The organism is Leucobacter luti (assembly GCF_004217175.1).
GTDB lineage: Bacteria > Actinomycetota > Actinomycetes > Actinomycetales > Microbacteriaceae > Leucobacter > Leucobacter luti.
The window spans coordinates 684,949-704,908 of sequence record NZ_SHKI01000003.1 but is presented as its reverse complement, the minus strand read 5'-3'; the positions used below and the strand labels follow the sequence as shown (position 1 = coordinate 704,908).

The following is a 19,960-nucleotide window of genomic DNA, read 5'->3' as shown; positions in this document are numbered from 1 at the left end:
AGAGCCCACACACCACCGGGCGGCTTTGGTTACCGCTGCGGTGCAGCGGGGGTGCGGCGGCGGTTCAGCACCGTCAACCCCACGGCGACGGCGGCAGCGCCGACACCGCCGAGGATCAGGAGCATCTGCCCCGCGCCACCGGTCAGCGGCAGCTCGGGGACGCCGATCTGCGTGTTCGTGATCTGCGCGTTCTCCGCGAGCGCGGTCTCACCGATCTTCACGGTGACGGCGGTGAACGGCTGAGTGGGGAGCACGTAGCCCGCGGGAGCCGCGACCTCCTTGAGCACGTAGCAGCGCTGCTGAGCGTTGACCGCGGGGTTCACGCTGTCGCTCACGAACAGGCCGGGCACGCTGATCACGCCGGTTCCCGCGGAGGTGAACCGGGTGGAGCCGTCGACCGTGACGGCCGCGCCGTCTGCGACCGCGCCGGTGCAGTCTGCCGCGTAGGGCTCAACCGCGTTGTACACCTCGAAGACGGCGCCGTTGAGCAGACCCTGCGTGCCAGTGGTGCCGGCGGCACGCTTCTGCACCTGCAGGCTGCCCCAGTGCGTCTTGACCTCGTTCGACGGGATCGGCGGCTGCAGGTTCGGGTCGAAGCCCGGGTTGTTGGGCCACAGTTCAGCAGTGTTCTCGATGACGCCGTCGCCCACCTCGACCACGGTTCCGGCAAAGATCACCTTCACCAGGCTGCCGGCGTGAGCGTTGGGGCCCTCGTTCAGCCAGGCGAGCCCGGCGGCAGTGAAGTTCACGGTGATCTGCTGCCCGGTGACGGTGGTCGCGTAGTAGCTCGCGTCGAGTGCGACGCCGTCCACGGTCACCGCGATGTCTGCGGATGCGATCGGCGCGAGTCGAGGGTCGAGGGTGTCTCGGATCGCAAAGCCGGTCCAGGTCTGCGCGCTCGCGGGCACGGGGACGGTCACCGGGAAGCGCACGACCGAGCCGAGGCCTGTCTCCTGCTGCTCCTCGATGGTCTTCTCGATCGCGCCCTCGCCGTTCTTCGGGTAGGCGTGCACGTCGTACACCCAGCCGCTCTCGTGGGGCATCGGGATCGTGACGATGAACGGGGCCGCGCGGTCGATGATGTTCGCGGGAGCCGAGGTCTCACAGATTTGGTACGCGCCCACGGGCAGCGAGATCGTGGCGACGCCGAGCGCGGTGGTCACGGGGAGCGCACGCGCGGCGCCGAGCGTGTAGCCGCCGGCGGGGGCCGTGCAAGCGGCGCCGGGCGTGAGGTTCTTCAGCGTGGTCCAGCTCGCCGGGTCCGAGAGGTTCAGCGGGGAACCGGCGCTTTGGATCGGGTAGGCGGTAAAGCCGACGCCTGCCACGGGATCGCTGAAATCGCCGTCAGCGGGTGGCGCGCTCACGTCGCCCGCCCGGGTCGTGTTCTGGTGCAGGTACTTGTGCACGGTGAGCGAGCCCGTGCGATCAAGATCGATGTTTCCGTATTCCTGCGGTGCGGCCTGAGCCGCGGATGCGGTCCCCATCAGGGCGGCGACGCCCAGAGCCCCCGCGGCGAGTGTCGCGACTACGCGTCGGTGTGCCGACATTGCATTCACCTGTTCATTCCTCTCGTTGAGAGCCCCCAAGGCCCCGTTGCCGTGAGCCGCAGAGCGGCCTACACAAGACGAGTGCGGGAGACCCCGAAATAGTGATGCGCCGTTACCGAACCGTGACATTTGGGGTGCGTCACGTCGCGCTCAGGGCAGGCGCCCTGCGCTCGATAGGGCTTTGTCCGAACGTGACACTAGGATCAGGGCAAGCCGAACATTGCACCAAAGGAGTCTGCATGTCCACGGAAATCACCGAACGCCTCAATAGCCTCGCTGCAAAGCTCTCGCAGCAGCGCGGGAGCATCGAAACCGAAGAAGCAACGAAGAACGCCTTTGTGATGCCGTTCATCTCGCTAGTGCTCGGGTACGACGTGTTCAACCCCCACGAGGTCATCCCCGAGTTCACCGCAGACGTTGGCACAAAGCGCGGCGAAAAGGTTGACTACGCGATCGTGAAGGACGGCGCAGTCCAGATCCTGATCGAGTGCAAGCACGTCGGCTCGCCACTGAATATCAAGCACGCCTCTCAGCTGTTCAGGTACTTTGCAACTACATCGGCGCGGATCGCAATCCTCACCAATGGTGATGAATACCACTTCTTCACCGACCTTGACGCGCCAAACAAGATGGATGAGAAACCGTTTCTCGTGATCGAGGTTTCCGATCTCGACAGCGCGCTGATCCCAGAACTCAATAAGCTCGCAAAGGATGCGTTCGATCTCGATTCGATCATTAACGCGGCGGAAGAGCTCAAGTATGTGGGCGAGTTCAAGCGGGTGCTGTCTGCCCAGTTCGCAGAGCCGGACGCCGAGTGGGTCAAGTTCCTCACCGCCCGGGTCTACGAAGGATCCTTCACCCAGAAAGTTCGTGACCAGTTCACCCGCCTCGTCACCAAGGCGATGAAGCAGTTCCTCAACGACCGCGTGAATGACCGCCTCAAGGCCGCACTCGGAGGCCAGGCTCTGCAAAACGACGACGCATCAGTGTCCTCACCGCACGCGAGCGAGCAGGTTGCCGAGAGCTCCGCACAGACCGCGGCGAACGAGCCCTCCGAAGATCGCGACGGCATCGACACCACCCTCGAAGAAATCGAGGGATACCAGATCGTGCGGGCAATTGCGTGTAGCGAGGTTGAACCAGCCCGAATCGCACACCGGGATAACAAGAGCTATTTTGGAATCCTCCTCGACGACAACAACCGGAAGCCGCTCGCCCGACTGTGGTTCAACACCTCGCAGAAGTACATCGGCCTATTCGACGAGGACAAGACTGAAACTCGGCATCCAATCGACAGTCTCGACGAGATCTATCGGCACGCGGACCAGATTCGCGCCACGGTCGGCTACTACGCGTAGGCGAGTGTCACCGCCAGGCACACCCCGCCTAGACTTTCCCCAGCACCACAGCGAGGGAAAGGACCGCGCATGACGACCGACTACATCGCCGCGAATCAAGCGAACTGGGACGAGCGGGCGGCCCTCCACGCCGCCCGCGACGGCTCGGGCTACGAGGCACAGCGGTACGTAGACAACCCGGATCTCCTCTCCGACGTGGTCCGCTTCGACCTGCCACTCCTCGGCGACATCGCCGGGGCGCGCGCGGTGCACCTGCAGTGCCACATCGGCACCGACACGCTCTCGCTCGCGCGCCTCGGCGCCCGGGTCACCGGGCTCGACTTCTCCGAGCGCGCGGTCGCTGAGGCCCAGCGGCTCGTCGCCGAGACCGGGGACGCCGTCGACTTCGTGCGGTCCGACGTGCGCACCGCCCACGAGGCGCTCCCCCGCGGCGCATTCGATCTGGTCTACACGGGCATCGGAGCGATCTGCTGGATACCGAGCATCCGCGAGTGGGCGGGTGTGGTCGCGGCGCTGCTCGCGCCGAGCGGCTCGCTGTTCATCCGCGAGGGGCACCCGGTGCTGTGGGCGATGGACGAGACGCTCACCGACGACCTGCACCTGCGCTTCCCTTACTTCGAGCGCGCCACGCCTCTCGAGTGGGACGACGACCAGAGCTACGTGCAGACCGCGACGCCGATTCAGGCGTCAACGACCTACGAGTGGAACCACTCGCTGGGTGAGATCGTCACCGCGCTCATCACGAGCGGGTTGCGGATCGACCTGCTCGTGGAGCACGACAGCGTGCCGTGGGAGGCACTGCCGGGTCAGATGACCCTGCGCCCCGGCGGCGAGTGGGCGCTCACCCAGCACTCCGGCTCGGTCCCGCTCAGCTACACCCTGCGCGCCTCGAAGCCGGAGTGAGCTGCGGCGGCTGGCCGGTTGATACGCTGACGCGATGTACCTCGATCAGCTCTTTGGGCTCACCGGCCGCACCGCACTCGTGACGGGCGGCAGCTCCGGGATCGGCCGCGCGATCGCCACGGCGCTCGCCGGGGCCGGGGCCCGGGTGATCGTCGCGGCGCGCACCGAGGCTGCCATCGCCGCCACCGTCGCGGAGATCGGCTCCGCTGGCGGCGATGCGGTCGGAGTCGTGGCGGATCTCGGCAGTCGCGCCGGGGCGCACGCGCTCGCGGACGCGGCCGGCCCCGTGGACATCCTCGTAAACTCCGCGGGGATCAATCTCAGGCCGCCGCTCGCGGAGCTCGACGAGCGCAGCTGGGACGCGACCATGGCCGTCAACCTTGATGCGCCGTTCATCCTGGGGCAGCAGCTCGCACCGGGCATGGCGGAGCGCGGCTACGGCAGGATCATTCACATCAGCTCGCAACAGGCGCACCGCCCCTTTGCCGCGAGCGGCGCCTACGGAGTATCGAAGGCCGCGCTCGAAGCGCTCGCCCGTTCGCAGGCGGAGGCGTGGTCCCCGCGGGGCGTCACCGCGAACGTGCTGATCCCCGGCTTCGTGCAGACCCCGCTCAACGCGCGACTGAGCGGGGATCCCGGCACCGTGGCGGCGCTCGCCGCGCGCACACTGATCGGCCGCAATGGCCAGGCGGACGACTTTGCCGGAGCCGCGGTGTTTCTGGCGGGGGCCGGATCCGCGTACGTCACCGGGCAGTCACTCGCCGTCGACGGCGGATTCTCGGTGCACTGACCCGCGCCAGTAGCGCTCCCGGCACAACACCGGGGCCCGCGCGAGTGACAGCGTCACTCGCGCGGGCCCCGGCTCACTGCGTGGACCGATCGGTCGGCTAGCCCTCGTTTCGCGCGTCGGCCGCAAGGCGGCGGCGCGCAATCACCAGTGCCCCGCCGCCCACGAGCAGCAGCGCAGCGACAAACGCGGCGTAGCCGAACACTCCGGGTCCGCCGGTGTTCGCCAGCCCGCCCGGCTGGCTCGCCGAGCCGCCGTCCTGCGGCTGCCCGGGCGTCGTGGGCGTGGTCGGCTCCGTCGGCGTGGTGGGCTCCGTCTCCGGGCCCGCCGCAAACTCGACGGTCGCCGTCTGACTCGTGTGGCCCGCGGTGTCCACCGCACGCACCTCGGCGGTGGCCGCCGCGGTGCCGAGCGGCAGGGTGGCGGTGCGCGAGTCGGTGGCGGCGGGCGCCGCAACGCGCGCGAGGCTCGCGTTCGCGGCCGCGGCGTTCGGCAGCGCGGTCCACGCGCCGTCAGGCAGGATCCGGTACTCGACGGCCGCCACACCCGAGGTTGCATCGGCCGATTCGACCGTCACGGAACCGCGGGTGGCGGCATTTGCCGTCGCCGACACCGTCGGTGCGACCGTGTCGATCGGGTACTCCCGAGCTTCCTCGGTGACGCCGCCCCCGCCGTCGGTGACGCGCGCGTGCAGCTGGTTCACACCCTCGTCGCTGAGCTCGACCGGCCCGGTGTACGGGCTCCAGTCGGTCCCGTTGCGCGAGACCTCGACGTCAGGCGCGTCGTCGAGATCGTCTGCGGCGTCGATCCCCACGACCACGGGTGCCGTGGCGTACCAGCCCGCGGCGTTCGCCCCGCTCGGCATGTCGAACGTGACCGTCGGCGCGGTCGTGTCATGCACAAGCGCGAGCTGCACGTCGGTGTCGCCCGCGACCACCTGGTCGAGCGCGCCACCAAGCGCGCCGTTTGCGGCGAGCGCGGCGAAGTCGCAGGACGCGTCGGGTGCGAGCACCGTCGCTGCGCCGCTCGCGGCGGTCTCGCCGACCTCGCGCCAGCCCTCGTCGGCGTCGCACTTCATCGCCACGGACACCCCGGCCGCCGGATCCCCGGCAGCGTCCTCCACCTCAACGGTGACGGTGTTCAGTGACGCGCGGAACGCGGAGCCGCCGATGATCTCGGTGGAGATCCCCATCCGCTCCTGCGACACGTTATCGATCGTGTCGGAGGTCTGGTGGTAGGTCGGTTCGAGCACGATCGACGAGTCAGCCGACCAGAACATCCAGCTGAACACCGCGGCGTCGATCCCCACGTTCTGGAACGACTCGTGATCGCTGCGCGCCACGTTGCCGCGGTTCAGCGGGCCGCGGTTCGTGTGCTCGGAGAGCGCGTCCGCGTGGTTGAGCACCGAGTTCTGCATGCCCTCCGGCTTCAGGCTCAGGCCCCAGAATTCCATGGGCCGCTCCGGGGTCCCCGCGTACGCGGTTCCGGCCATGTCCATGTTCCAGGCACCCACGGTGCGGTCGATCTCTTCGGGGGTGAGGCTCTGCGCGTGCACCTTCGAGCCGACGATCCCCTTCTCCTCGGCACCCCAGGTGCCGACTCGAATCTCGGTGTCGAGCGAGTACTGGCTCATGATGCGGGCCGACTCGAGCATGATGCCCACGCCCGACGCGTTGTCGCTCGCGCCGGGGCTGCCCACGACCGAGTCGATGTGCGCGCCAATGTAGACGATCGGCGCGGTGCCGTCGGTGTCGCCGACCGCGGGGCGCACGCCGATCACGTTGGTGCTCGTCGTGCCGCTGCGCTCCGTCGTCATGCTGATGGTGAGCGGGCCCGTGGCGAGCAGATCGCGAACCCGCGTGGCCTGCATCAGGGACGCACCGACAACCTGGATCCCGGTCGCCGCGGCGGGAACCGTGGCGGGGTTTGCCATCGAGTTGTTCGGGTTGGTGGCCCCGAAGATGACGCCGGCGGCGCCCGCCGCAACGAGGTCGGTGAGCTGCTGCGTGCGCACGGCCGTGGTTGAGCTGAACGTCACGAGGACGAACTTTCCGGCAACCTGCTCGGGGGTAAACGCGCTGCCGTCGCCGATATCGACGACCTCGGCGGTCACGGGCGCGCCGTCACCGGTGAAGAGCGCGTTGGTCGCGGGCCGGTACTGCCAGCTCACCTGCGTGGGGATGTCGCGGCTCGGCGACACGTTCGCGAAGGTGGACGCGGTCACCGGGAACGACTCGGTCCGGGTGGTGAAGCCGTAGGAGTCGAGCTTCCCCTGCACATACGCGCTCGCCTGCAGCTCGGCGTTCGTGCCGGCGACGCGCGGCCCGATGTCGACGGCGAGGTGCCGCACGTGCTCAAAGACGGCGGCATCGTCGACCTGGCCGGCGAACTCCTGCAGGTAGTCGGGCAGGTAGTCGCCGGCGCGGATCGCCGCGATCCCGTCGGCGGGCGCGTACGGCGCGGCCGAGGCCATCGCCGGGACGAATGCGATGGGAACCGCGATAGCCGCGGCCCCCAGTACGGCGAGCGCGCGGCGCGGGGTGACCGCGCCCCCGCGCGCCCGCCCGGGCGAGCGCCCCGCTCCCGCGGGTGAGGTATGGCTGTGGTGTTCGTGCATGTTCAGCTGGTGTCCTCTCTGACGACCAGGCCCCGCAACGCGCGTTGCGCCCCTGTCTCGCCGGGATACCGCGGGCGACACAGAGACAACGGCGTCTCGGAGCGTACGATGAATCGGTGCGAGCGCACCCGCTTGACAGTATCGAACTTTGGCTTCAGTTTCGAAGTACTCGCCCAGCGAACCGGACAAGTGCGCACGCACACCCCCCGCAGCGCGGCCCGCGCGCGCCTGAGAGGCGCAGACGTTCGGAAACTCCCCGGCGATCGGGGCGCGCGCCCGCCGGCCCGCAGACGTGGGTGCCCCCTCAAACGCAAGAAGATCCCGGTCAGATAAGTATCTGACCGGGATCTTGTTGTGGCGGATGAGGGATTCGAACCCCCGTAGGCATTGCCAGCTGATTTACAGTCAGCCCCCTTTGGCCGCTCGGGTAATCCGCCAAAGACCGTGCGTGCACGACCGAGAGCCAACTTTACCGGCTCGGCGGTCCGAATGGAAATCGGGGCCGGCCCCCGGGCCTGCCGCGGCCCCTGCCGGGCCGGGCCTCCCCCGCAGCGCCAGGCTGTGGCAGTATCGAAGTATGCGTCAGATGCCCGACGAACTCACGCTGCACGCCGCCTCAGACCCCGACCGGATCCCGGCCCGCACGCTCTACGGGATCGCGCGCCTCCGGCAAGAGGTGTTCGTGGTGGAGCAGGACTGCGTCTACCTCGACCTCGACGGCCGCGATCTCGAGCCCGGCACCGTGCAGTTCTGGGCGGAGGACGCCGTCGGCACGATCGCCGCGACACTGCGCGTCCTCGCTGAGGACGAGCAGGAGCCCGGGCTGCGCGCGATCGGGCGAGTGGCCACCGCTCCAGAGTGGCGCGGGCGCGGTGTTGCGGCTGTCCTGCTCGACGCGGCGATCGCAGAGTGCGCCGGGCACCCGATCCTCATCCACGCGCAGTCCTACCTCACCGAGTGGTACTCGCGGTTCGGCTTCGCCGCCAGCGGCCCGGAGTTTGTGGAGGACGGGATCCCGCACACCCCGATGCGGATCGGATAGGGGGCGGGCCCGCACCCGCACCCGCACCCGCACCCGCACGAGCGTGCGGCTCCGTTCCGACAGCGAAGCCGCACACTCGTCGCGGAATGCTCCACTCGTGCGAGCGGAGTGCCCAGATCCGGCCACTCGTGCGAGCGGAGTGCCCAGATCCGGCCATTCGTGCGCGCGGAGTGCCCGCGGGCAGCCAACCGGGCCCGGCGCACGGGCCCGGATCCCGACCCCGCGCCTAGCTCCCGAGCACCTCGTCGAGGCCGGGCACGGCGACCGCGAGCCCGTGCCGGTTGGCGCGCGCCGACACCGACTGCTCGCGCAGCAGCGTGAGCAGCTCAACCGGCCCGGCCATCGTGACCGGCTCCGCCCAGAGCGCCGCGCGGTCGAGCCCGCCCATCCACTCGGCCACCCGCGTCGCGTCGCCCCCGATCAGCCGGATCCGCGATGCCGGAACGTCGCCGGGGCCCAGCGGGCCGGACACGGCGAGCCGCTCGATCCAGTCCTCGTCGCGCTCAAGCGACACCTCGACGCCCTGCAGTTCAAGCAGTTCGGCGACCTCGGGCGCGAGGAGCTGCCCCGTCGACACCGCGATCGGCGCGCGCACGAGGAGTGCCGCCGCGAGCACGCGAATCAGCCCGGCGGCCGCACCATTCTCAGCGAGCCGCAGCTGCGTGACGACCGGGCGGTAGCGCAGCGCGTTGCGTTCGATGCCGAGGCCCACCGTGTCGCGGTCGATGCCGAACGCGGTGCGCCACACAAGGGCATCTGCAAGCGCCGCACGCCGCACCGCGTCGAACTCCTCGTAGCTGAGACTCGGCTGCGCCGCCTCGATCAGCAGTCGCACCTCGGGTTCGAGCCCCCGCAGGTGCAGGGTGTCGCTGCGCGTGCCCTGCCGGAGCTGCCACGAGCCGAGCGCGAGCAGCCGGTTTGGCCCGCCGCTGAGCGCCGGGAGCCCCATCACGGCGTCGTTCCAGCCGCCGCTCGGCTGGCGTTCGATCCGCGCGTCCGTGGTTGCCCGGTTAATCGAGAGCGCCGCCGCCTGGACCTCTTCGAGCCAGGCCAGGATCTCGTCGCCGTCGGTGGAGTGCAGCCCGGCGACGCTCCCGCTGCCCGGCGCGTTCTGCACCGCGAGCGCGTCAACCAGTGTGTGGACCGCGATGACCCCGATCACCGGGACCCCGAGCGCGTCGGTCCAGAAGTCGGAGGTGGGGGCCACACCCAGGCGCACGCCGGGGCTCCACAGCCGCCCCGACTCGTCGAGCTGGCGCGGCTCCACGAGCCACTCCTCGCCGCGGCCCAGCTCGGTGAGGGCGCGGCGGCCGGCCGCGGTGGGCGGTTCCGGGAGCGGGCCGAGGTCGAAGCCGAGGGGGTCCGCCGTCCCGGGACGCGCGGTGTCGCCCACGCGCAGCGCGCGCACCGCGTCGGCGAGGTCCGCGCGGAACTCGCGCGAGCGCGCGACGCCGCCGAGCAGGATCACCTCGTGCGCGGCGCTCAGGTCCGTGCCCGCACCGCGCAGCCCGGACGCAACGATGTCGGCGATTGCGCGGGCGCGGTCGGCGGTGGGGGCAACCAGGATCGAACCGCGGGCGCGGAACTGCCCCTCAATGCGCAGGTCCGGGCGGCGGTGCGCGAGCTCGCGCCCGAGCCCCCGATCGCCGAGCACGAGCGCACGGTCGACCTCGTCGTTCGCGGCGAGCTCGGCGACCGTGCCGTGCGCGGCGGTGGCCACCACGCGCACCGCGCCGGGGGTCAGCCCGCCCGCCTCGCACTCCTCGATGAGCGCCGTCGCGGAGCCGAGGAAGCGCTGGGGTACCGCCCACAGCACCGCGCTGCCGGCGCCGAGCCCTGAGAACACTGCCTCGGCCTGCCGCGACAGCGCGGTCCCGGCATCGCTGGCGACCAGCAGGAGCCGGCCGGGCACGAAACTCGCGCCGCGCACGGCACCGAGCCCCTCGGACAGCTGACCCGAGTAGCGGGCGGCGTCGACGATGGCGTTGATCTCAGCGTCGAGCTCGCCCGCGGGCGCGCCCGTGTCGGCGGCGAGCGATTGGAGCAGGCGGTCGCGCGCCGCAACCACGGCGAGCGCGGCGCGACGGAGCCGCACAGCGCGCGCCGCGGGGCCGTGCATCGACCACCGCTCGCCGGACTCGCGGGCGCTGGCTACGGCGCGCACCGGATCGAGGTCGGCTGCCGACAGCGCGATCGTATCGTTCGTCGCGTCGAGCTCGGTGACCCGGTCGCTCGCGTGACCGAGTTGCTCGCGCAACCACTCGCGATTCGCCGGGAGGCTGGCGTCGGTGTTCGGCTCGTTCGCGAACCCGGACTCTGACAGGGCGGGGATCCCGCGCGGCGGAGCGAGCTCTGAGAGTGTGAACGCGCCGGTCGCGCCGCGGCTGAGGCCGAGCACCGCCGCGGTGAGCCCGCCCGTGTCAAACCGCGCGGGCTCGTCGGGAGCACGGTAGAACAGGGCGCTGTCGCGCTCGCTCGGATCCCACTCTCGGGCGCGCAGCTGGGTGCGGTGCGAGGCGGGGGCGGGGGCGGCCGCGAGCTCGGCGGCCGCGGCGAACGCGGCCCGCTCGGCATCGAGGGCGGTGATCACGGGCGGGGCGGGTTCTGGTGCCTCGCCAGACACGGCGGATCCGGCAGACTCAGCGGATCCGGCAGTCTCGGCGGACCCGGCGGCCTCGGCGGGGAGCAGCGCCGCCGCTCGCGAGGCCACCGAACCGGGATCCGCGGCCTCCGACGCGAGCCCGATAAGCAGGTCGACGGCGCCGGCGAACTCACGCGGCGCCACGACCGGGAGCACGCCGCGCACCTCAACGCCCTGTCCCGCGATCGTCTCGGCAAGCCCCGGGACGACCCCCGCGCGCAGCTGCAGCGAGACGAGCTCACTGATGTCACGCTGCGCGGCAAGCTCGACCGCGGCCGCGAGCAACATCGGATCCTCGCTCGCGATCACCGGGCGCAGCACCGCCGCGCGGCCCGGGTGGAGCGCGAGCTCGGTGAGGCGCAGCATCTGGGCCGCGATCTCCGTGGAGTCCTCGATGACCGGGACGGCGAGGCCACCGAGTATCGAGGCAATGCGCTCGGCACCGGCAACCCCGGCGACGCCGATCACGATCTCTGACGGTGCACCACCGTCGACCACGCGGCGCTGCGCCCAGCGACTGAGCTGGTCGTACTGCTCACGCGATTCGGGGAGCTCCGCGAACACGCGCGCACCCACCCGGGCCCGGTCGAGCGCGGGATCGACGAGGGCGCGGGCGAGGATCCCCGGGACGAGGCGCGCCCAGTGGACGCTGCGCGGTTCGAGGTGCACCGTGGTGCCGTGCTCGGCCGCGGCCGCGAGGATCGGCTGGAGCGCCGCGGCGGCCGCGGCGGTGTCTGCCTCAGCCGACCACTCAGTGCCGCCCGGCGCGATCCGGGCGGGATCGACCACGAGGTGGCTGACGGCTGAGTGGGCGGCGAGCGCGGCGAGCCGCCGGACCTCGGCCGCGGCCCGCGCCGGACCGTGGACGGCGTCGCCGAGCGGATCGAGCACCGGCACGAGGCCGTCCTCGCGCAGCAGCCGCAGCCCCTCCGCGAGCGCGGTCAACCGGCCGGGTGCGTAACCGCCCGTGGCATCCGGCGTCTCATCGGGAGTGGGGAGCTTCGTCGCGAGCACGAGGCTCGAGAGTCTTGCTCGCAGCCAGCGCCGAGCCAGCGGCATGACTGCCCACGGCAGGCCGAGCGACGCGGCACCACCGGCGCGCACCGCGAGCCGGTCGCGCGCCCCCATCGACGCGGGGACCTCCTGCGCCATGTCGCGCAGCCCGACCGCCGAGGCGAGCGTGTCCTCGGTTCCGGCGACGAGCTCAAGCAGGCGGCGGGTGAAGTCGAAGCTGTCCGGGTCGTGGTGCATGCCGCCGAGGGGCGCACGCGCCGGCTCTGCCTCGCGAGCCCCAGTGTCGGTGAGCCACGCCGCCGCCCGATCCTGTGCGGATGCGACCAGGCCGGGCCAGGCCGGACTCTGCGGGGACGAGGAGACAGCCATATCTCCACTGTAGGCTCCGCTCCCGCCAATTCCCGGAGCGCGCGCCGCGACGCCGACAGGCGCCGCGGCGATTCGCGCCTAGGCGAGGAGGGCGCGGTCGTCGAACGTCGCGCCCTTGATCTTGGCGAACTCCGCGAGGAGCAGCGGCACCGTGAGCTGCTGTTTCTGCTCGGCGGTGGCCTGGAACACGATCCGGCCCTCGTGCATCATGATCAGCCGGTTACCCAGCTTGAGCGCCTGCTCCATGTTGTGCGTCACCATCAGCGTGGTGAGCCCGCCCTGCGCCACGATCCGCTCAGTGAGGTCGGTCACGAGCGCCGCGCGCTGCGGATCAAGCGCCGCCGTGTGCTCGTCGAGCAACAGAATCCGCGGCTGCGTAAACCCGGCCATCAGCAGCGACAGCGCCTGTCGCTGCCCACCCGAGAGCAACCCCACCTTCGCGGTGAGCCGCTGCTCAAGCCCCAGCTCGAGCGAGGTGAGCTCGTCCCGGAACCGTTCGCGCAGCGCGCGGGTGAGCGCGAGGCCGAGCCCGCGCGAGCGGCCGCGGCGCTCTGCGAGCGCGAGGTTCTGCTCGATCGTGAGATCCGGAGCGGTGCCCGCCATCGGGTCCTGGAACACGCGGCCCACGTACTTGGCGCGCTGGTGCTCCTTGAGCCGGTTGACGCGCTTGCCGTCGATCTCGATTGAGCCGGAGTCGACGGTGTACCGCCCCGAGATGGCGTTGAGCAGCGTGGACTTGCCCGCGCCGTTCGAGCCGATCACCGTGACGAAGTCGCCCTCGTCGAGCTTCAGATCGAGGTCAACGAGCGCCTTGCGCTCGTTGACAGTGCCGGGGAAGAACGTCTTTGAAATCTTGTCGATGGTCAGCATGCGGCTACCTCCCCGCGGTCTCGGTTGCAGCGACGGCCGGCGCCTGGTCCGCGGGCGGGACTTTGCCGCCGCGTCCGCGCAGCGACGGGACGCGCTTGAGGAAGCCCCAGCGCGGCAGCAGCAGCGCGACGACCACGAGCACGGCCGTGATGAGCTTCATGTCGTTGGGGTTGAGGCCCGCCTGCAGCGCGAAGAAGATGATGAGGCGGTAGAGCACCGCGCCCAGGATCACGGCGAGGCTCGCGAGCCAGATAAAGCGTTGGCCCAGGATCGCCTGGCCCAGGATCACCGACGCGAGGCCCACCAGGATCAGGCCGACGCCCATGCTGATGTCTGCAAAGCCCTGGTACTGCGCCACGAGCGCGCCGCACAGCGCCACGAGGCCGTTCGAGAGCGCGAGCGTGAGGATCTTCGTCCCATCGGTCGACACCCCGAAGCTGCGGATCATCTGCTCGTTGTTGCCCGTCGCCTGGATCGAGAGCCCCAGGTCGGTCGAGAGGAACCAGTCGATCACGAACTTCAGCACCAGCACACCGGCCAGGATGATCCCCGCGCCGGCGAGCGTGCCGAGCAGCTCGCCCTCCTTCAGCGGGGTAAACACGGTCTCCGCGCGCAGCAGCGGCAGGTTCGCTTTGCCCATGATGCGCAGGTTGATCGACCACAGCGCGATCATCGTGAGGATGCCCGCCAGCAGGCCGTCGATGCGGCCCTTCGTGTGCAGCAGCCCCGTGATCGTTCCCGCGACGAGGCCGGCGGCACCGCCCGCGAGCGTCGCGACCACCGGGTTCTGGCCCGCGGTGATGAGCGACGCGGCGACCGCGGCGCCGGTGGTAAAGCTGCCGTCCACCGTGAGGTCGGGAAAGTTCAAGACCCGGAAGGTCAGGTAGACCCCGAGGGCCATCACCCCGTAGATGAGGCCGAGTTCAAGAGCGCCGATCATTCGGTGTTCATTCCTTGTGTCTGGGAAACCATTGCCTCAGCGAGACGTGTCCCCGAATGGCACAGTGGCCGCCGCGCGTGTGCGCGGCAGCCACTGCAACGGTGGGTAGAACCTACTGTACGGGTCCTACTCGACGACGGTTGCCTGGTCGAGGATTTCCTGCGGGATCTCCACGCCCATGCGCTCCGCCGCGGCGGGGTTCACGAAGTAGTCAACCTCAGCCGGGGTCTCGACCGGGGTGGTCGCGGGATCAGCACCCTCGAGCACCTTGATCGCCATCTCGCCGGTCTGCTTGCCGAGCTTGGTGTAGTCGATGCCGTAGGTGGCAACTGCGCCGCCCTCGACGGTGCCCGGCTCGGCGCCGATCACGGGGATCTTCTTCGTCTCTGCAACCTGCACGAGCGAGGCGATGCCCGAGACGACCATGTTGTCGGTGGGCACGTAGATCGCGTCGACGTCGCCGAGCGCCTCGGTCGCCTGCGCGATGTCGTTCGCGGTGGTGACGGTCTTGGTGACGATCTCGAGGCCCATCTCGTCGGCAACCTTCGTCGCATCCTCAACCTGCACCTCGGAGTTCACCTCGCCCGAGGAGTAGACGATGCCGACCTTCTTGGCATCCGGGTTGATCTCGGTGATCAGCTCGAACTGCTTCTTCAGCGCGTCAGCCGGGACGGCGTCGACGGTGCCGGTGACGTTTGCGCCGGGCGCTTCGTTCGACTCGACGAGCTCGGCCGAGACCGCGTCGGTGACGGCGGTGAACAGCACGGGCTTGTCGGTGATCGCCTGCGCGGCGGCCTGGGCCGCAGGCGTTGCGACCGCGAGCACAAGATCGACGTTCGAGGTGGCGAACGTCTGCGCGATGGTCACCGCGGTCGCCTGCTCGCCGTTGGCGTTCTGCACGTCGAACTCGACGGTCTCGCCCTCGACGTAGCCCGCGTCGATGAACGCCTGCTGGAAGCCGGCGGTCGCCGCGTCGAGCGCCGGGTGCTGAACAAGCTGGCTAATGCCGATGCTGACCTTCTCGAGCGCCGCGGCATCGTCGCCGCCGGAGCTGTCAGAGGGAGCGGAGCAGGCGCTGAGGGTGAGAGCTGCGGCTGCGCCGAGGCTCGCGAACGCGAGCACGCGGCGGCGATTCGAAATCTGTCGCATGTGTATCAGGTCCTTCGCAAATATGGATCCGCCGCGGCCAGTGCAACGGCGAACTGTGTGGTCCGGCGCAACAGCGCCGACATCGTAATCGTAGACTGCTCGGCACCGCCGAACGCAAGTCGGCGGCACCATTGTGATCGGGAAGTTGTGCTTCGGGTGCGGTGTGCGAAACCGGCGCGACGCTGCGGCCGATTTCGACGCGACCCTAGGCGAGCAACGCGCGATCGTCGAATGTCGCCCCCTTAATCTTCGCGAACTCTGAGAGCAGGTCCGGCACGGTCAATTCACGCTTCTGCTCGGCGGTGGCCTGGAACACGATCCGGCCCTCGTGCATCATGATCAGCCGGTTACCCAGCTTGAGCGCCTGCTCCATGTTGTGCGTCACCATCAGCGTGGTGAGCCCGCCCTGCGCCACGATCCGCTCAGTGAGGTCGGTCACGAGCGCCGCGCGCTGCGGATCAAGCGCCGCCGTGTGCTCGTCGAGCAGCAGAATCCGCGGCTGCGTAAACCCGGCCATCAGCAGCGACAGCGCCTGCCGCTGCCCGCCCGAGAGCAACCCCACCTTCGCGGGAAGGCGGCGCTCGAGGCCGAGCTCCAGCGACTTCAACTCCTCCACAAAGAGGTCGCGCTTGGCGCGCGTGAGGCTGAGCCCCAGGCCGCGTGACTTGCCGCGCTGCAGCGCAAGCGACAGGTTCTGCTCGATCGTGAGATCCGGAGCGGTGCCCGCCATCGGGTCCTGGAACACGCGGCCCACGTACTTAGCGCGCTGATGCTCCTTGAGTTTCGAGACCGGGGCCCCGTCGATTGAGAGTTCACCCGTGTCGACGGTGTAGCGGCCCGAGATGGCGTTGAGCAGCGTGGACTTGCCCGCGCCGTTCGAGCCGATCACCGTGACGAAGTCGCCCTCGTCGAGCTTCAGGCTGAGATCAACGAGCGCCTTGCGCTCGTTGACGGTGCCCGCGAAGAACGTCTTTGAGATCCGATCAATATTCAGCATGCTGTTCCTCTACCTTTCCAGCGGGACGGTGACGCCGGTCGTCGCGGACGCGACCGGATCCGGGGCTGGATCGCTCGCGCCCGGGCGGCGTCCGCCGCGATCCCGCAGCGAGGGCACGCGCTTGAGGAAGCCCCAGCGCGGCAGCAGCAGCGCGAGAATCACGAGCACGGCCGTGATGAGCTTCATGTCGTTGGGGTTGAGGCCCGCCTGCAGCGCGAAGAAGATGATGAGGCGGTAGAGCACCGCGCCCAGGATCACGGCGAGGCTCGCGAGCCAGATAAACCGCTGGCCCAGGATCGCCTGGCCCAGGATCACCGACGCGAGGCCCACCAGGATCAGGCCGACGCCCATGCTGATGTCTGCAAAGCCCTGGTACTGCGCCACGAGCGCGCCGCAGAGCGCCACGAGGCCGTTCGAGAGCGCGAGCGTGAGGATCTTCGTCCCGTCGGTCGACACCCCGAAGCTGCGGATCATCTGCTCGTTGTTGCCCGTCGCCTGGATCGAGAGCCCCAGGTCGGTCGAGAGGAACCAGTCGATCACGAACTTCAGCGCGAGCACGGCGAGGAGGATCACCGCGATGCCCACCCAGGTGCCGAGCAGCTCGGCGTCCTTGAGCGGTGTGAACACGGTCTCCGACCGCAGCATTGGCAGGTTCGCTTTGCCCATGATCCGCAGGTTGATCGACCACAGCGCGATCATCGTCAGGATGCCCGCCAGCAGGCCGTCGATCTTCCCCTTCGTGTGCAGCAGCCCCGTGACCGTTCCCGCCACGAGGCCCGCCGCGCCGCCCGCAATCGTGGCGAGGAGCGGGCTCTGACCCGCGGTGATGAGCGACGCCGCGACCGCGGCGCCGGTGGTGAAACTGCCGTCCACCGTGAGGTCGGGAAAGTTCAGCACCCGGAAGGTGAGGTAGACCCCGAGGGCCATGACGCCATAGATGAGGCCGAGTTCGATTGCTCCGATCATTGGCCTAGACCCTGTCGCGCTTCCAGTTGCGAAGGCGGATGACTGCCATGTGGTTCCTCACTCCAGTGTGATGATCCCCGCGCGCCCGTGCGCCGAGGGTACCGCTCGACGCCGTCGTGACGTCGATGTCCGTTGATTGATCGTAGTGAGCTTCGGTTTGCCCGTAAACCTGCCACATATTCGCTAGACATATGTGGCAGGTAGACACCCGATCGCGCGGTATTACTATACAGTTTGTGCAGCCCGCGCCGCCCTGCCCAGCGCGCGGGGCGCCCGGCAGGCGTGCGGGATCAGCGGGGCGTCGCTGCCGCGGCAATCGCGGCGGCTGCCCCGATCACCGCGTCGTTCTCGGTGGGGTCGCCGATCGAGACGCGCACGCCCTCCCCCGCGAATGCGCGCGCCGAGATCCCGCGCTCTTCGAGCGCGGCCGCGACCCCCGCCGCACCGTCGCCCACCGGCAGCCACACGAAGTTTGCCTCCGACGGCACCGCCGGTACCCCCGCGGCGAGCAGCGCCGCCGTGAGGCGCGCCCGCTCCGCCACCATGTCCTCGACACGCGCGTCGAGCTCAGCTTCGGCAGCCAGCGAGGCGACCGCGGCCTCCTGCGCGAGCCGCGAGACCGCGAATGGGATCGCCACCTTTCGCAGCGCCTCTGCCACGTCCGTCGGCGCGATCGCGTAGCCCACCCGCAGCCCGGCAAGGCCGTATGCCTTCGAGAACGTGTGCAGCACGGCGATGTTGGGGAACCGGCGGAAGAAGTCGATCCCGCTCGGGGACTCAGCGGCGCGGTCGAAGTGCACGTACGCCTCGTCCACGACCACGAGCACGTCGCGCGGCACGAGCGCCATGAACGCCTCGAGCTCCGCCGCGGTCACGACCGTGCCCGTGGGGTTGTTTGGGTTGCAGACAAACACGAGCCGGGTGCGGTCGGTGATCGCCGCGGCCATTGCCGGCAGGTCGTGCCGGTGCTCGGCGTCGAGCGGCACCTCCACCGGGACCGCACCGGCCACGCGGACGAGGATCGGGTACGCCTCGAACGAGCGCCACGCAAACATCACCTCGTCGCCGGGCGCCGTGAGTGCGTGGATCAGCTGTGCCGCCACCTCGACGGATCCTGCCCCGAGCGCGATGTTGTCAGCCGCCACGTCGAAGCGGGCCGCGAGCGCGCCGGTCAGCTCCTCCGCGGCGATGCTCGGGTAGCGACTGATCGAGTGCGGCAGCACCTCGGCAAGCCGCGCAACCACGGCCGGCAGCGGCGGGTACGGGTTCTCGTTCGATGAGAGCTTGATGCTGCGCCCGTCGGGGCCGACCGGGGCCGGCTTCCCCGCGCGATACGCGGCGACCCGCTCCAGGCCCGGCCGAAACGTCTGCGTCACTTCCGACATGCGTGCTCCTTCGGTTCCACCCGCCGTTCGGGTGACCCGCGAAACTCTAGGGTTGCCGCCCGGCGCCCGTCAAACGGTACATGTGAAACTCGACATTGTGCTCAGTTCGTATAGCCTAAAGCCACAAGAAGGCGACAGCTTGTCCACTCTGGCGGGCGCGGTCGCCCCCGGGACCGAGCAACGGAGCAACGGAGCACCATGAGTATCGACACACTCGACGTCAGGCTGATCACCCTGATCAGCGAGAACGCCGGCATCTCGGTGGTCGAGTGCGCGCGGCGCCTCGGCGTTGCCCGTGCCACCGCGCAGGGCCGGCTCGACCGGCTGCGGCGCACCGGGGTCATCGCCTCGGAGGCCCCGAGCATTGATCCCGCGGCGCTCGGATACCCACTGCGCACGTTCTGCACGGTCCAGATCCATCAGTCCGTGGGGCACCAGCGCGTCGCCGAGGGCCTCGCGAAGATCCCGGAGCTGCTCGAACTGCACACGATCACGGGCGACTACGACATGATGACCACGATTGTGTCGCGCTCGACGCACGACCTCCAGCGGGTGCTCGACCAGATCTCACACACGGAGGGCGTCGCACGCGCCTCGACGCGGCTCGCGCTCGAGAGCCACTTCAAGAACCGCACGCTGCCGCTCGTGCACAGTGCGGTGCCGGATCAGGCAGTGCGCGCGGCTGGCGGTGCGCCCCGGCCCTGAGCCCGCGGCGGGCCCGCTCGTCTCGCGCTCAGGCTGCCCTCCGCTGCCACTCCCGCTCCCGCTTCGGTTACGCGGCCTGCCCAAACTCGCCGGTCGCCACGATGATCGCGCGCGCCAGCACCGCGTCGCGCATCATGAAGCCGAGCACCGCCGGGGTGGCCTGCGGGTCGACGTCGATGTGCGGCACGTCGAGCGCGTGAACCACGAACCAGTAGTGGTGCACGCCGGTGCCCTCGGGCGGCGCAGCGCCCGTGAACGCCGGTTGGCGCTGCTCGTTCGGCATCGTGACCGCGCCGGCCGGCAGCAGCTCGCTGCCCGGAGTGCCCGCGGGCGCGCCCGCACCGGCCGCGAGCTCGGTGACCTCGGCGGGGATGTTCGCGACCGCCCAGTGCCAGAAACCGGAGCCGGTCGGGGCGTCCGGGTCAAAGCAGGTCACCGCGAAGCTCCGCGTCCCCTCGGGGAACCCGGACCAGCGCAGCTGCGGCGAGCGGTTTGAGCCGCCCGCGTGCGCCGCGTACAGCTCGGCGGGGAGCGGCTCTCCGTCCTGGATATCACTGCTCGTGACCGTGAAGCTCGGCACCTGGCGCATCCCGGCGTACGGGTTGATCGCGCCGCGCCCCTGCGGATCGTTCGACATGGCTCTCCCTTCGTGGGTGGCGCCTCGGCACTG

At 69.9% G+C, this 19,960-nt stretch carries 15 protein-coding genes and 1 tRNA gene; 5 read left to right on the top strand and 11 right to left on the bottom strand.

All coding sequences use genetic code 11. The annotated features are described in order from the left end of the window. Window positions 1–29 precede the first annotated feature (29 nt). The gene (locus tag EV139_RS06335; RefSeq protein ID WP_130453452.1) at window positions 30–1,547 is read right to left on the bottom strand and encodes a SpaH/EbpB family LPXTG-anchored major pilin; all 1,518 of its coding nucleotides are present in this window, start codon (window positions 1,545–1,547) and stop codon (window positions 30–32) included. 239 nt (window positions 1,548–1,786) lie between these two features. Between EV139_RS06335 and EV139_RS06330 the strand changes: the two genes are divergently transcribed. The 3 genes from EV139_RS06330 (at window position 1,787) to EV139_RS06320 (ending at window position 4,598) form a co-directional block, all read left to right on the top strand. Further along, window positions 1,787–2,905: a type I restriction endonuclease gene (locus EV139_RS06330; protein ID WP_130453451.1), complete on the top strand. Its 1,119-nt coding sequence runs from the start codon at window positions 1,787–1,789 to the stop codon at window positions 2,903–2,905. A 69-nt stretch (window positions 2,906–2,974) separates the two neighbouring features. Then, a complete protein-coding gene (locus EV139_RS06325) occupies window positions 2,975–3,808 on the top strand; it encodes a class I SAM-dependent methyltransferase (RefSeq protein ID WP_130453450.1) in 834 nt (277 codons plus the stop codon). A gap of 34 nt (window positions 3,809–3,842) precedes the next feature. Then, window positions 3,843–4,598, top strand: coding sequence for an SDR family NAD(P)-dependent oxidoreductase (locus EV139_RS06320; protein WP_130453449.1), 756 nt, complete (start codon window positions 3,843–3,845; stop codon window positions 4,596–4,598). A gap of 97 nt (window positions 4,599–4,695) precedes the next feature. On the opposite strand, the gene EV139_RS06315 is transcribed toward EV139_RS06320, so the two are convergent. Continuing rightward, window positions 4,696–7,212, bottom strand: a complete 2,517-nt coding sequence (locus EV139_RS06315; protein ID WP_130453448.1) for a M28 family peptidase — start codon at window positions 7,210–7,212, stop codon at window positions 4,696–4,698. 355 nt (window positions 7,213–7,567) lie between these two features. Next, window positions 7,568–7,649, bottom strand: a tRNA-Tyr gene (locus EV139_RS06310). Between the two features lie 149 nt (window positions 7,650–7,798). Here EV139_RS06310 and EV139_RS06305 point away from each other — a divergent pair. After that, entirely contained in the window at window positions 7,799–8,254 is a 456-nt protein-coding gene (locus EV139_RS06305; RefSeq protein WP_237464589.1) for a GNAT family N-acetyltransferase, read from the top strand. Between the two features lie 226 nt (window positions 8,255–8,480). Here the strand turns inward: EV139_RS06305 and EV139_RS16215 are convergent, their stop codons facing one another. From EV139_RS16215 to hisC, 7 genes are all read right to left on the bottom strand, one after another. Then, complete coding sequence (locus EV139_RS16215; RefSeq protein ID WP_272928644.1) at window positions 8,481–12,278, bottom strand: aldehyde dehydrogenase family protein; 3,798 nt, start codon at window positions 12,276–12,278, stop codon at window positions 8,481–8,483. Between the two features lie 78 nt (window positions 12,279–12,356). After that, window positions 12,357–13,148 (bottom strand): ABC transporter ATP-binding protein, encoded by a 792-nt coding sequence (locus tag EV139_RS06295; protein ID WP_130453446.1) that lies wholly within the window; start codon window positions 13,146–13,148, stop codon window positions 12,357–12,359. 4 nt (window positions 13,149–13,152) lie between these two features. Beyond that, window positions 13,153–14,088 (bottom strand): ABC transporter permease, encoded by a 936-nt coding sequence (locus EV139_RS06290; RefSeq protein WP_130453445.1) that lies wholly within the window; start codon window positions 14,086–14,088, stop codon window positions 13,153–13,155. Between the two features lie 126 nt (window positions 14,089–14,214). After that, on the bottom strand, window positions 14,215–15,237 hold the full coding sequence (locus EV139_RS06285) for an ABC transporter substrate-binding protein (RefSeq protein ID WP_130453444.1): 1,023 nt from the start codon (window positions 15,235–15,237) through the stop codon (window positions 14,215–14,217). Window positions 15,238–15,442: 205 nt separating this feature from the next. After that, the gene (locus EV139_RS06280; RefSeq protein ID WP_130453443.1) at window positions 15,443–16,234 is read right to left on the bottom strand and encodes an ABC transporter ATP-binding protein; all 792 of its coding nucleotides are present in this window, start codon (window positions 16,232–16,234) and stop codon (window positions 15,443–15,445) included. Window positions 16,235–16,243: 9 nt separating this feature from the next. Further along, window positions 16,244–17,200, bottom strand: a complete 957-nt coding sequence (locus EV139_RS06275) for an ABC transporter permease (protein WP_130453442.1) — start codon at window positions 17,198–17,200, stop codon at window positions 16,244–16,246. 290 nt (window positions 17,201–17,490) lie between these two features. Continuing rightward, complete coding sequence (gene hisC, locus EV139_RS06270; RefSeq protein WP_130453441.1) at window positions 17,491–18,585, bottom strand: histidinol-phosphate transaminase; 1,095 nt, start codon at window positions 18,583–18,585, stop codon at window positions 17,491–17,493. 198 nt (window positions 18,586–18,783) lie between these two features. On the opposite strand from hisC, the gene EV139_RS06265 reads away from it, so the two are divergent. After that, window positions 18,784–19,290 carry an Lrp/AsnC family transcriptional regulator gene (locus EV139_RS06265; RefSeq protein WP_130453440.1) on the top strand — a complete coding sequence of 169 codons (507 nt, stop codon included), beginning with the start codon at window positions 18,784–18,786 and terminating at the stop codon, window positions 19,288–19,290. Between the two features lie 67 nt (window positions 19,291–19,357). Here EV139_RS06265 and EV139_RS06260 read toward each other — a convergent pair whose 3' ends face one another. After that, window positions 19,358–19,927 carry a YbhB/YbcL family Raf kinase inhibitor-like protein gene (locus EV139_RS06260; protein WP_130453439.1) on the bottom strand — a complete coding sequence of 190 codons (570 nt, stop codon included), beginning with the start codon at window positions 19,925–19,927 and terminating at the stop codon, window positions 19,358–19,360. Between the last annotated feature and the right edge of the window lie 33 nt (window positions 19,928–19,960).

Bases quoted from the DNA above. Each gene is read 5' to 3' on its own strand.
- EV139_RS16215 (WP_272928644.1), bottom strand. From the start codon at position 12,278: ATGGCTGTCTCCTCGTCCCCGCAGAGTCCGGCCTGGCCCGGCCTGGTC.
- EV139_RS06330 (WP_130453451.1), top strand. From the start codon at position 1,787: ATGTCCACGGAAATCACCGAACGCCTCAATAGCCTCGCTGCAAAGCTC.
- EV139_RS06275 (WP_130453442.1), bottom strand. From the start codon at position 17,200: ATGATCGGAGCAATCGAACTCGGCCTCATCTATGGCGTCATGGCCCTC.
- EV139_RS06280 (WP_130453443.1), bottom strand. From the start codon at position 16,234: ATGCTGAATATTGATCGGATCTCAAAGACGTTCTTCGCGGGCACCGTC.
- EV139_RS06315 (WP_130453448.1), bottom strand. From the start codon at position 7,212: ATGCACGAACACCACAGCCATACCTCACCCGCGGGAGCGGGGCGCTCG.
- EV139_RS06325 (WP_130453450.1), top strand. From the start codon at position 2,975: ATGACGACCGACTACATCGCCGCGAATCAAGCGAACTGGGACGAGCGG.
- EV139_RS06265 (WP_130453440.1), top strand. From the start codon at position 18,784: ATGAGTATCGACACACTCGACGTCAGGCTGATCACCCTGATCAGCGAG.
- EV139_RS06305 (WP_237464589.1), top strand. From the start codon at position 7,799: ATGCCCGACGAACTCACGCTGCACGCCGCCTCAGACCCCGACCGGATC.
- hisC (WP_130453441.1), bottom strand. From the start codon at position 18,585: ATGTCGGAAGTGACGCAGACGTTTCGGCCGGGCCTGGAGCGGGTCGCC.
- EV139_RS06285 (WP_130453444.1), bottom strand. From the start codon at position 15,237: ATGCGACAGATTTCGAATCGCCGCCGCGTGCTCGCGTTCGCGAGCCTC.
- EV139_RS06320 (WP_130453449.1), top strand. From the start codon at position 3,843: ATGTACCTCGATCAGCTCTTTGGGCTCACCGGCCGCACCGCACTCGTG.
- EV139_RS06260 (WP_130453439.1), bottom strand. From the start codon at position 19,927: ATGTCGAACGATCCGCAGGGGCGCGGCGCGATCAACCCGTACGCCGGG.
- EV139_RS06290 (WP_130453445.1), bottom strand. From the start codon at position 14,088: ATGATCGGCGCTCTTGAACTCGGCCTCATCTACGGGGTGATGGCCCTC.
- EV139_RS06295 (WP_130453446.1), bottom strand. From the start codon at position 13,148: ATGCTGACCATCGACAAGATTTCAAAGACGTTCTTCCCCGGCACTGTC.
- EV139_RS06335 (WP_130453452.1), bottom strand. From the start codon at position 1,547: ATGTCGGCACACCGACGCGTAGTCGCGACACTCGCCGCGGGGGCTCTG.